Below are 11,126 nucleotides of genomic sequence, written 5' to 3'. Positions count from 1 at the left end.
AAGGCGCCGTGTCATGATGCCGGCGCCGCCCGTCGAGACGCCGATGCCGACCGCCACCGAAACATTCCTGCTGTCATTTTCCGCGCTGTTCTCGATCGTCAATCCGCCGGGCTCGGCGCTGATCTTCAGCCAGGCGACGGCGGATCGCTCGCATTTCGAGCGGCTGATCCTGGCGCGGCGGATCGGCATCTATTCGGCGATCATCATGCTCGTCGCGCTCTGGGGCGGCGCGTACATACTGAGCTTCTTCGGAATCACCCTGGCGGCGCTCCGCGTCGCGGGCGGCGTCGTGGTGGCCGCGAGCGCGTGGAGCCTGCTCTTCCTCACCGAGAGCTACGAGGCCGACAAGCAGAAACAGGCGTCGGAGGCGGCAGGCTATGAGGACGTAGCCTTCTTCCCGCTGACGATGCCGTTCACCGCTGGCCCCGGCACCATCTCGGTCGCGATCGCGATCGGCGCGAATCATCCGCATTCGAACGAGGAGTTCCTTGCTTTCGTCGCGGGAGCATCGGCGGCGGCTTTGGCGGTCGCGATAATCGTCTGGCTGGCCTATTCGTCGGCCGACCGCCTGCTCAATTTTCTCGGACCCGGCGGCGCGCGCGCGCTGTCGCGGCTGTCGGCGTTCCTGCTGCTGTGCATCGGCACGCAGATCGCGATGAACGGAATCAGCGAATTCCTGCAATCGCTCTGGCCGCACACTTAGGCTCAGATCGCGGCGTCCCATTCGAAGACGTTGCCGGTCACGCATTCCGCCATGTGTTCTTTCCGGCGCGTTTCGCGGCATAGAGCGCGTTGTCGGCCGCGACGAGGAGTTGGTCTCCCTCCATTGGATCGTCCGGGTGCATCGCCGCGAAGCCGACGCTCGCACCGATGAAGACCTCATGGTCCTCGATCACGAACGGGATCCGCAAGACTTCGACCCCATCGGTAAACACGCTGTTGAACCAATCGGAGAATTTCGCGTGTCATCCGGATGGTTGACGACGCCGCCGCTAGCCTGCCTGATCCGCCGGTTTCATGGAGTGTGCGATGAAGGATTTTCGGGCGGCGTATCAGGTGAGCAAGGGATCGGCGCTCGACGTCGACAAGGAGTTCTACGACCGCGTCGCCTCGGCCCCGGGCCGCGAACTGGTCGAACAATTCACGATCCCGATTCGCACCGGACGCGCCTGGGAAGTGCCGGCCGGCCATGTCTTCCGAATCGTCGCCGTTGAGGGCCCGCAGGTCGGCGACCTCAATATCTGGAACCGCCACGATCCGCGCGAGCGCCTATGGGCCTCGCGGACGCGCCAGCTCCAGGGCGCGCATGTCTCGACCCATGACCGGCTGTGGTCGACGCTGCCGTTCCTGCGGCCGCTGGTGACCATCATCGCCGACACGCTGGCGGGTTACGGGATCGACGAATATGGCGGCCGCATCCACGACCTCCTCGGCACGCGCTGCGATCCTTACGTCAACAAGCTCCTGACCGGGCAGGACTTCCATTTCCACTGCCATTCGAACCTCGTCCGCTCGGTCCTGCCGTTCGGGCTGACCGAGTTCGACGTGCACGACGTGCTGAACGTCTTCCAGGTCACCGGGCTCAACGCCGACGACATGTACTTCATGCGCGACTGCCCGGCGCAGAAGGGCGACTATCTCGAATTCTTCGCCGAGATCGATCTCCTCTGCGCCCTGTCGACGTGTCCCGGGGGCGATCTCTCCGTGCCGTTGTGGGGCCCGGACGCCCGAGACCCGATCGAGGTCTGCCGCCCGCTTGGCGTCGAGGTGTACAGATTGGATCCCGCAACGATCGAGAGTTGGAAGAGTCCGGACGTCGCGCCCTATCGTGGCCAGCATGGCCTCAAGCCCGAAAAAGGCTGGTGGGACAAGGACGGCGAGTAATCGGAGAGTCGCCTGACCGCCCGATTTCGGACCGTTTGGATTAGAAATCTTAAAGAGCCGAATTGTGCTTCTCAGACAGGCTGTTGCACAAATTTAGGCCATGATTCGCCCGCTTTTCATGCCTGCGACGCGATTGACAGGAACCTTTAGTGGAATAGCCTCTGCCGCTTCACCCAGCCCAGTTGGAGTGGTGTCGTGAAGTCTCGTTATCTGATTGCCGCGATGTGCCTGGCCCTGCCTGTCTCTATCGCCCCCGCCTCTGCAAAAACCCTCGTCTACTGCTCGGAAGGCAGCCCGGAAAATTTCTATCCCGGCGTACAGACGACGGGTACGTCGTTCGACGCCAACTCCCAGATCTACGGCCGCATCGTCGACTTCGAATCCGGCGGCACCAAGGTCGTTCCCGGTCTCGCCGAGAAGTGGGACATCTCCGAGGACGGCACGTCCTACACCTTCCACCTGCGCAAGGGAGTGAAGTGGCACTCCAACAAGACCTTCAAGCCGACGCGCGACTTCAATGCCGACGACATCGTCTTCTCGATCGAGCGCATGTGGAAGAAGGAGAATCCCTACTTCAACGTGACGAGTCCGGACCATTCGTACTTCAACGACATGGCGATGCCGGAACTGATCAAGTCGCTGGAGAAGGTCGACGACTACACGGTCAAATTCACGCTCAACAAACCCGAGGCTCCGTTCCTCGCCAACCTCGCGATGGAATATGCCGGCATCCAGTCCAAGGAATATGCCGACGCGATGTTGAAGGCGGGTACGCCGGAGAAGATCGACCAGGAGCCGATCGGCACCGGCCCGTTCTACCTCGTCCAGTATCAGAAGGACGCGGTCATCCGTTACAAGGCATTCCCTGAATTCTGGGGCGGCAAGGCCAAGATCGACGATCTCGTCTTCGCCATCACGCCCGACGCTTCGGTCCGCTGGGCCAAGCTGCAGAAGGGTGAATGCCATGTGATGCCGTACCCGAACCCGGCCGATATCGAGGCGATGCGGAAGGACACGAACATCACGGTTCTCGAGCAGCCGGGCCTGAACATCGGCTACCTCGCCTATCAGACCCAGAAAAAGCCGTTCGACGACGTTCGCGTTCGCAAGGCGATCTCGATGGCCATCGACAAGAAGGCCATCGTCGATGGCGTCTTCCTCGGCACCGGCGTCGCGGCGAAGAACCCGATCCCGCCGTCGATGTGGAGCTATAACGACTCGATCCAGGACACGCCCTATGATCCGGAAGGTGCCAAGAAGCTCCTTGCGGAAGCGGGCTATCCTAACGGCCTCGAGACCGATCTCTGGGCGATGCCGGTGCAGCGTCCCTACAATCCGAACGCCCGCCGCATCGCCGAACTGATGCAGGCCGACCTCGCCAAGATCGGCGTGAAGGCCGAGATCAAGAGCTTCGAATGGGGCGAGTACCGCAAGAAGCTGCAGGCCGGCGAGCACCAGATGGCGCTGTTCGGCTGGACCGGCGACAACGGCGATCCGGACAACTTCCTGCACACCCTGCTCGGCTGCGCCTCCGCGCAGCAGACGAGCGGCTCGAACATCGCCAAGTTCTGCAACAAGGAATACGACGACATCGTCGTGAAGGCGAAGGCGATCTCCGACCAGGCCGAGCGCACCAAGCTCTATGAGCAGGCGCAGGTGATCTTCAAGAAGGAAGAACCCTGGTTCACGATCGCCCACGCGGTGCAGATCGGACCGATCCGCAAGAACGTGACCGGCTACAAGCTGAGCCCGTTCGGCCGTCACACTTTCTACGGTGTCGACATCAACTAAGGAGCGGGCCGCGGGCTGGATGACAGCCCGCGGCCACCCACCATGTTCAGGTTCGTACTTTCCCGCCTAGGCTTCCTGATCCCCACCTTTATCGGGATCACGCTTCTCACCTTCATCATGATCCGGCTCGTGCCGGGTGATCCAATCGAAGCTCAGGCCGGCGAGCGCGGCATCTCCGCCGCCCGGCATGAGGAACTGCGCAAGGCCTATGGCTTCGACCAGCCGGTCATCGTCCAGTACGGGCTCTACATCTCGCGCGTCCTGCAGGGCGATCTCGGCCGTTCCTTCGTCACCCGTAATTCGGTGGCGTCGGAATTCTTCGAGCTTTTCCCCGCGACCGTCGAACTGTCGCTCTGCGCCATCATCTTCGCGGTCGTCATCGGGCTTCCGGCCGGCATGATCGCGGCCGTCCGACGAAACTCGATCTTCGATCACGGCGTGATGGGAATATCCCTGACCGGCTATTCCATGCCGATCTTCTGGTGGGGCCTCTTGCTGATCCTGCTGTTTTCCGTCCAGCTAGGCTGGACCCCGGTCTCCGGCCGCATCGACCTGCTCTATTACATCGAGCCGGTGACGGGTTTTCTGCTGATCGACAGCCTGCTGTCCGGCGAGGAAGGCGCGTTCGGCTCCGCCGTCTCCCACCTCATATTGCCGTCGATCGTGCTCGGTACGATTCCGCTCGCCGTCATCGCGCGCATGACGCGCTCGGCGATGCTCGAAGTGCTGGGTGAGGACTACATCCGCACCGCTCGCGCCAAGGGTCTGTCGGGCATGCGCGTGATCGCGCTGCACGCCTTCCGCAACGCCCTGATCCCGATCGTCACTGTCATCGGGCTGCAGGTGGGCGTGCTGTTCACCGGCGCAATCCTGACCGAAACGATCTTCTCCTGGCCCGGCGTCGGCAAATGGCTGATCGAGGCGATCTACCGCCGCGATTATCCCGTGCTTCAGGGTGGCGTCCTGCTGATGGGCGCGGTCGTCATGATCGTGAACCTGCTCGTCGACCTCGCCTATGGCATCATCAACCCGCGCATCAGGCACGCCCGATGACGACCGAGGTTCTCCAGACACCCCCGATCGCGGCCGGCACGACGCCCGCGGCCGCACCGCCATCCGACCTGGCGGCCTTCTGGCACGATTTCCGCCGCAATACCGGCGCGGTCATCGGCCTCGCCATCATCGTGGTCGTGACGGGCCTCGCGGTGTTTGCGCCGCTGATCGCGCCGCATCATCCGGACCGGACCGACTCGACCGCGTTCCTCCGCCCGCCGGTCTGGCAGGACGGCGGTTCGTGGTCCCACCTCCTGGGAACCGACGCAATCGGCCGCGACCTCCTTTCGCGCCTGATCTGGGGCGCGCAGCTCTCGCTCTCGATCGGCGTTGCGGTCGTCGTCCTCTCGCTCGTCTCGGGCGTGCTGATCGGCATGGCGGCGGGCTATTTCCGCGGCTGGATCGAGACCGCGATCATGCGTGCGATGGACGTCATCCTGACGCTGCCGAGCTTGCTGCTCGCCATCGTCATCGTTGCGATCCTCGGTCCCGGCCTCGCCAACGCGATGATCGCCGTCGCGCTCGTGACTTTGCCGCATTACGTCCGGCTGACGCGCGCCGCCGTCATCGGCGAATTGTCGAAGGATTACGTCACCGCCGCCCGCGTCGGCGGGTCGAGCAATCTGCGCATCATGTTCAAGGAAGTGCTGCCGAACTGCGCCGCGCCGCTGATCGTGCAGGCTTCGCTCGGCGTCTCCGCCGCGATCCTCGACGCGGCCGCGCTCGGCTTTCTCGGCCTCGGCGCCCAGCCGCCCGCGTCGGAATGGGGAACCATGCTCGCCGATGCGCGTGAGTTCGTCCTGCGCGCCTGGTGGGTCGTGACCTTCCCGGGACTAATGATCCTGATCACCGTGCTCGCGTTCAACCTCGTCGGCGACGGGTTGCGCGATGCGCTCGATCCCAAGCTGAAGCGGTGACCGGAATGGCCTTGCTGCAAGTCCGCAATCTCTGTGTCCGCTTCCCGACCGCCGGCGGCATGCTCCAGGCGGTCGACGGCGTCTCGTTCGATCTCGACGAGGGCGAGGTCTTCGGCGTCGTCGGCGAATCCGGCTCGGGCAAGAGCATTTCGATGCTCGCGATGATGGGTCTCGTCCCATTCCCCGGCATCGTGACCGCCGACCGCCTGACGTTCGACGGCCAGAGCCTGCTCGGAATGTCCGCCCGCCAGCGCCGCAGGCTGATCGGCAAGGACATCGCCATGATCTTCCAGGATCCGGTGACGAGCCTGAACCCGTGTTTCACCGTCGGCTTCCAGATCGAGGAGACGATCCGGCTGCATCTCGGCCTCGACCGCAAGGCGGCGAGGCGACGCGCGATCGAACTTCTGGATCAGGTCGGCATCACGGCGCCGGAAAGCCGCCTCTCCGCCTATCCGCACCAGCTTTCCGGCGGCATGAGCCAGCGCGTGATGATCGCCATGGCGATCTCCTGCAATCCGCGACTGCTCATCGCCGACGAGCCGACGACCGCGCTCGACGTCACCATCCAGGCGCAGATCCTCGATCTCCTGCTCGATCTGCAGCGCGATCGTGGCATGGCGCTGATCCTGATCACGCACAGCATGGGCGTCGTCGCCGAAACCGCAAAGCGCGTGCTGGTGATGTATGCCGGCCAGATCATGGAGGAGCAGCCAGCCGCGAAGCTTTTCGCCGCGCCGCAGCATCCATATACGGAGGCCCTGCTGAACGCACTTCCCGAGCGTGCGATGGACGGCCGCCTCGCCACCATTCCCGGAATGGTTCCCGGCGCCTATGACCGGCCGAAAGGCTGCCTGTTCAGCCCGCGCTGCGTCTACGCGACGGATCATTCCCGCAACGACCAGCCTGCATTGCGCGATTGGGAGGGCGGGCGCGTGCGCTGCCATTACCCGCTCGGCGATCCGCAGCGTCTGCAGAACATCGCCGCCGATACACCAATCGGCGTCACGGAGACCGCATCATGAAAGCGGTCTCGGCGCACGAACTCGTGCAGATCTATAAAGTCCCCCGCGGCATGTTCGCGGAGCCGGCGAAGCTTACCGCCGTCGGCGGCGTGTCGTTCGATATCGAACCCGGCAAGACGCTCGCGGTGGTCGGCGAATCTGGCTCCGGCAAATCCACGCTCGGCCGGATGGTCGCGCTGATCGAGCCCGCGACATCCGGCCAGCTCGAAATCGAAGGCGCGGACGTCGCCTATGCATCGAAGATCGATCGGGCGAAGCTTCGCCGCCATGTGCAGTTCGTCTTCCAGAACCCGTACGGCTCGCTCAATCCGCGCCGGAAGGTCGGCGCCATATTGGAAGAACCTCTGATTGCGGCGAAGCGCGGCGACCGCTCGTCACGCCGCGCCAAAGTGCGCGAGACCATGGCCCGCGTCGGCCTGCGCCCGGAGCATGCCGATCGCTATCCGCACATGTTTTCCGGTGGACAGCGCCAGCGTATCGCCATCGCACGCGCACTGATACTCGAGCCGAGTCTGATCGTCGCCGACGAGCCGGTATCCGCGCTCGACGTTTCGGTTCAGGCGCAGGTGCTGAACCTGCTCACCGATCTGCAGCGGGACATGGGCCTCGCCTACCTGTTCATCTCGCACGATCTCGGTGTCGTCCGTCACCTCGCGCACGATCTACTCGTGCTATATCTCGGCACCGCGCTCGAGCAGGGTCCGAAGGACGTCATCTTCGCGCGGCCGCTGCATCCCTATACTCGCGCTCTTCTTGCCTCCACGCCGGACATCAATGCTCCACGCCGCGAGCGCATCATTCTGAAGGGTGAGCCGCCGTCACCGTTCAATCCGCCGGTCGGTTGCGTCTTCTCCACCCGCTGTCCGACAGTCACCGAGCATTGCAGGCAAGTGCGCCCCGTTTTGCGGCCCGTCGATGGACGCATGATCGCCTGTCATTACGCCGAGCGCGTCCTGACCGGTGAAGTTGGCGCGTCTTGATCGACACAGATCGATATTCATAAATAGCGTGAACGGCTTAGCGTTATTCGTGATCGAGCAAGTATTCGCTTCGACAGCATTCCATTCACATAATCGAAACTGATTTCGATCAACTCTCGCGGCGTGAAAGCCGAACGGGAACACGCGCCCACTTGGTTACGCTCGGAAAATGGGCGTGGGAGCACTTTAACGTCGCGCCTCCCGCTCCGCTGGGTCATTCGCCTGAGCGTCGCACTCACCTGCGCGGCCGTCATCGCGATCGCTTCGCTCTTCATCAGCCGTGCGCACATCGATGCGATGCACGCCGCGGAGCGAAATTCGCAAAATCTCGTCAGGATGCTGGCGCAGCATACGGAACGGACCTTCGACTCCGTCAATATGCTGCTGGGCCTGCTCGCGCATGAACTCGGCCCGGCTCCCGACGATCCAGTCCGCCGCAGCAATGTCACCGGCGGACTCGCGCTGCTCACCCAGAGCCTGCCGCATGTCATGGCCGTTCGCCTCCTTGCGCCGGGCGCTCCAGCCCCGCTCTACGACTTCGAACGCTCGGCATCTGTCGGCAATCTTCTCGATCAGGACGCGATCAACGCGCATCAGGCAAAATCCCATCGCGGGCTTTATGCCAGCAGCGCGACCTTCGACCCGGTCAGCGGGAAGCAGGTCGTCGCGATCAGCCGCCGCATCAGCGGTCGCGAAGGCGTGCCCGGCCATGTGGTGTTGGCACTGGTCAACCTCGACTATCTCAACAGCTTCTACTCATCGATCGCTGTCGGTCCTGAGGGCGCCGTTGCGCTGTTCCGGTCCGACGGAACGACGCTTGCCCGCCATCCGGCGCTACAGGGAACTATCGGCAGGAGCATCGCGAACAGCGTGATGTTCAAGGAACCGTTGTCCAACCATCCGACCGGTACATTCCAGCAGCGGTCGCATCTCGACGGCATCGAGCGGATTTTCAGCTTCGTTCGACTGAAGGACGTGCCGGTCATCGTCAGCATCGGCATCTCGCTCAGCGACGCCCTGATGCAGTGGCAGCACGACGCGCTGAGCAACGCCCTGCTTGCGCTCGCCGGTGTCATCTTTCTCGCCGTCGTCGGCGAAATGCTGGCCCGGGAGGCGACGCAGAGGGACAATTCGGAAAAGGAGCTGTTACGCGCGGCGAATTACGATGCCCTGACCGGCCTCGCCAACCGCACTCTCTTCGGACGCGAGCTGGAAGCCGCGCTGCGGGATGCCGCAGGCACCAACCAGCGGCTCTGCGTGCTCCTCGTCGATCTCGATAACTTCAAGCACGTCAACGATACGCTTGGCCACATGGCAGGTGATCGCCTGCTCAGTGAAGTCGGCCGCAGGCTTCTCGTCGCGGTCGGTCCGAACGATCTCGTCGCACGCTTCGGCGGCGATGAATTCGCGATCATCGTTCCGGGTACGCTCGGACGAGGCATCAGCGTCGCCGAGGAAGTGCTGATGCATCTGCGCGAACCCTGCCAATTCGAGGGGCACGCGCTGTCGATGCCTGCATCGATCGGCATCACCGCATATCCGCGCCATGACAGCGAAGCGAGCGAGCTCCTGAAGAACGCCGACATCGCGCTCTACAGCGCCAAGTCGCTCGGCCGAAACCAGTACTGCGTCTACTCGCCCGACATGCGCAGGCGCGTCCTCGAAGAAGTGGCGCTTCTCGAAGAGATCCGCGAGGCGATCGAGCGCGAACAATTCGTTCCGTTCTACCAGCCCCAGGTCTGCATCCGGACCGGCACCGTTCTCGGCTTCGAGGCGCTCGCCCGCTGGAATCACCCGGAGAAGGGCGTTCTGTCGGCAATGGCCTTCGCGGCCGTTTTCGCCAACCACGAACTGTCGATGGCCTTCGGCCGCGAACTGCGCTCGCAGATTTTCCGCGACATGCGGGAATGGACGCGCCTGGGCATCGACTTCGTGCGCGTGGCGGTGAACGTATCGAGCGCCGAACTGCAGACCGGGTCGTTCGCGAAAAGCCTCCGCACCGAAATGGCGACGGCCGGGATCGATTCCCATCAGATCGAAATCGAGATTACCGAAGGCGTCCTGTTCGAACAGAACTCGTCGAATGTCCGCGCGAACCTCGAAGCGCTGCGCGAGGCGGGCGTTCCGCTCGCCCTCGACGATTTCGGCACCGGCTACGCCTCGCTCACGCATCTGAAGCAGTTCCGCGTCAACGTGCTGAAGATCGACCAGAGCTTCGTGCGCGACCTCGAGAGCAATACCGACAGCGCCGGCATTGTTTCCGCCGTCGTCAATCTCGGCCGCAGCCTGAACATGTCCGTCGTCGCCGAGGGCGTGGAAACCCAGGCGCAGCGCGCCTTCCTGCTCTCGGCCGGTTGCAGCCTGGGCCAGGGCTATCTCTTCGCCAAGCCGATGCCGGCCAGGGATGTCGTCACCTATCTCAAGCGCGAGACCGGGCCGGAGCTCGGGGCAACGGGCACCTGAATGCGGCGCCCGGCCTGCGATCGTCGCCAATTCATGGCCGCAACCGCGGGTCTGGCGCTCGCGGGCCCGTCCGCGCGATCCGCACGCGCCGATCTGCCCTGGAGGCCGCAAGGGCCGGTGCGCATCGTCGTGCCGTTCGCCGCCGGAGGATCGACCGACACGCTCGCGCGCATTCTCGCCGACGAGCTTGCGAACATCCTCAACCGATCGGTCTACGTGGAGAACATCACCGGCCGCGGCGGGCGAACCGGCATCCTCAACTTCTTGGCCACGGCCACCGACGGAACCGACCTGCTGCTCGGCAGCGGCGGCACGCATGCCGCGGCGAAGGTGATGTTCGACGACGCCGGATACGACCCCGAGAAGGATTTCGCTGCCGTCGCGCTGATCGCCAACACGCCTGCCGTCCTCGTCACCCGGCGCGGTCTCGCCCGTGATTACAACGACCTCGTCAGGGTACTCCGCGAACGGGGACCGGCGATCAAGCTCGCCCATTCCGGCCCCGGCGCGGGTACCTATGCATCAGCATTGGTTCTCGTGTCGGAGATGAAGATCACGCCGACCTTGGTCACCTATAGCGGCAGCGGTCCGGCGTTGAACGATCTGATCGGCGGCCAGGCCGATGTCCTGATCGATCAGGTGGTCAACATCGCTCCGGCCGCCGCCACGCATCGCGTCGACGCCTACGTCATCTCAGGCAGCAAGCGCTCGAACGTCTTGCCGGACGTTCCGCTGGCGCGCGAGGTCGGCATGCACTTTCCGGTCGACTCCTGGACCGCGCTGTTCGCCGCACGCGGCACGCCACCGGAACACATCCAGGCGCTCAACTCGGCGGTTCGCACGACGCTCGATCAACCGCGCTTCCGAAACCGCCTCATCGACCTCGGCGCGGAAATACCTGCCGACAACCGGCGGACCCCAGAGGCGCTCGCGCTGCTTGTGAGGAGCGAGATTGAGCGCTGGGAGGTCGCGGGACTGCGCGGCAGCCAGCCGTAATCGGCCTGTCACACTCC

10 protein-coding genes are annotated in these 11,126 nt (G+C 63.9%); 9 read left to right on the top strand and 1 reads right to left on the bottom strand.

Translation table 11 applies throughout. The features are described 5' to 3' along the window. Window positions 1-13: 13 nt before the first annotated feature. The gene (locus ACFPFW_RS03485) at window positions 14-703 is read left to right on the top strand and encodes a MarC family protein (RefSeq protein ID WP_114957471.1); all 690 of its coding nucleotides are present in this window, start codon (window positions 14-16) and stop codon (window positions 701-703) included. Window positions 704-740: 37 nt separating this feature from the next. On the opposite strand, the gene ACFPFW_RS03480 is transcribed toward ACFPFW_RS03485, so the two are convergent. Then, on the bottom strand, window positions 741-935 hold the full coding sequence (locus tag ACFPFW_RS03480) for a diguanylate cyclase domain-containing protein (RefSeq protein WP_114957470.1): 195 nt from the start codon (window positions 933-935) through the stop codon (window positions 741-743). A gap of 94 nt (window positions 936-1,029) precedes the next feature. Here ACFPFW_RS03480 and ACFPFW_RS03475 point away from each other — a divergent pair, with 94 nt between their 5' ends. From ACFPFW_RS03475 to ACFPFW_RS03440, 8 genes are all read left to right on the top strand, one after another. Next, window positions 1,030-1,884 carry an urea carboxylase-associated family protein gene (locus ACFPFW_RS03475; RefSeq protein ID WP_114957469.1) on the top strand — a complete coding sequence of 285 codons (855 nt, stop codon included), beginning with the start codon at window positions 1,030-1,032 and terminating at the stop codon, window positions 1,882-1,884. A 222-nt stretch (window positions 1,885-2,106) separates the two neighbouring features. Further along, window positions 2,107-3,675 carry an ABC transporter substrate-binding protein gene (locus ACFPFW_RS03470; protein ID WP_114957544.1) on the top strand — a complete coding sequence of 523 codons (1,569 nt, stop codon included), beginning with the start codon at window positions 2,107-2,109 and terminating at the stop codon, window positions 3,673-3,675. Between the two features lie 42 nt (window positions 3,676-3,717). After that, window positions 3,718-4,728 (top strand): ABC transporter permease subunit, encoded by a 1,011-nt coding sequence (locus tag ACFPFW_RS03465; RefSeq protein WP_114957468.1) that lies wholly within the window; start codon window positions 3,718-3,720, stop codon window positions 4,726-4,728. Next, window positions 4,725-5,645, top strand: coding sequence for an ABC transporter permease subunit (locus tag ACFPFW_RS03460; protein ID WP_114957467.1), 921 nt, complete (start codon window positions 4,725-4,727; stop codon window positions 5,643-5,645). The genes ACFPFW_RS03465 and ACFPFW_RS03460 overlap by 4 nt, the downstream gene beginning before the upstream one ends. A 5-nt stretch (window positions 5,646-5,650) precedes the next feature. Next, entirely contained in the window at window positions 5,651-6,670 is a 1,020-nt protein-coding gene (locus ACFPFW_RS03455; RefSeq protein ID WP_114957466.1) for an ABC transporter ATP-binding protein, read from the top strand. Further along, window positions 6,667-7,650: a dipeptide ABC transporter ATP-binding protein gene (locus ACFPFW_RS03450; protein WP_114957465.1), complete on the top strand. Its 984-nt coding sequence runs from the start codon at window positions 6,667-6,669 to the stop codon at window positions 7,648-7,650. Before ACFPFW_RS03455 ends, ACFPFW_RS03450 begins: the two co-directional genes overlap by 4 nt. A gap of 336 nt (window positions 7,651-7,986) precedes the next feature. Further along, entirely contained in the window at window positions 7,987-10,113 is a 2,127-nt protein-coding gene (locus ACFPFW_RS03445; RefSeq protein ID WP_162799713.1) for a putative bifunctional diguanylate cyclase/phosphodiesterase, read from the top strand. 33 nt (window positions 10,114-10,146) lie between these two features. Then, window positions 10,147-11,109: a tripartite tricarboxylate transporter substrate-binding protein gene (locus tag ACFPFW_RS03440; RefSeq protein ID WP_162799712.1), complete on the top strand. Its 963-nt coding sequence runs from the start codon at window positions 10,147-10,149 to the stop codon at window positions 11,107-11,109. Window positions 11,110-11,126: the final 17 nt, after the last annotated feature.

This window comes from Flaviflagellibacter deserti, assembly GCF_042652085.1.
In the GTDB taxonomy this organism is placed as follows: Bacteria; Pseudomonadota; Alphaproteobacteria; order Rhizobiales; family Methylopilaceae; genus Flaviflagellibacter; species Flaviflagellibacter deserti.
The sequence above is the reverse complement of the archived record's forward strand: the minus strand, read 5'-3'. Positions and strand labels throughout refer to the sequence as shown.

Coding starts and splice junctions, on each gene's coding strand:
- ACFPFW_RS03470 (WP_114957544.1), top strand. CDS start 2,107: ATGTGCCTGGCCCTGCCTGTCTCTATCGCCCCCGCCTCTGCAAAAACC.
- ACFPFW_RS03445 (WP_162799713.1), top strand. CDS start 7,987: ATGCTGGCGCAGCATACGGAACGGACCTTCGACTCCGTCAATATGCTG.
- ACFPFW_RS03455 (WP_114957466.1), top strand. CDS start 5,651: ATGGCCTTGCTGCAAGTCCGCAATCTCTGTGTCCGCTTCCCGACCGCC.
- ACFPFW_RS03475 (WP_114957469.1), top strand. CDS start 1,030: ATGAAGGATTTTCGGGCGGCGTATCAGGTGAGCAAGGGATCGGCGCTC.
- ACFPFW_RS03465 (WP_114957468.1), top strand. CDS start 3,718: ATGTTCAGGTTCGTACTTTCCCGCCTAGGCTTCCTGATCCCCACCTTT.
- ACFPFW_RS03440 (WP_162799712.1), top strand. CDS start 10,147: ATGGCCGCAACCGCGGGTCTGGCGCTCGCGGGCCCGTCCGCGCGATCC.
- ACFPFW_RS03460 (WP_114957467.1), top strand. CDS start 4,725: ATGACGACCGAGGTTCTCCAGACACCCCCGATCGCGGCCGGCACGACG.
- ACFPFW_RS03450 (WP_114957465.1), top strand. CDS start 6,667: ATGAAAGCGGTCTCGGCGCACGAACTCGTGCAGATCTATAAAGTCCCC.
- ACFPFW_RS03485 (WP_114957471.1), top strand. CDS start 14: ATGATGCCGGCGCCGCCCGTCGAGACGCCGATGCCGACCGCCACCGAA.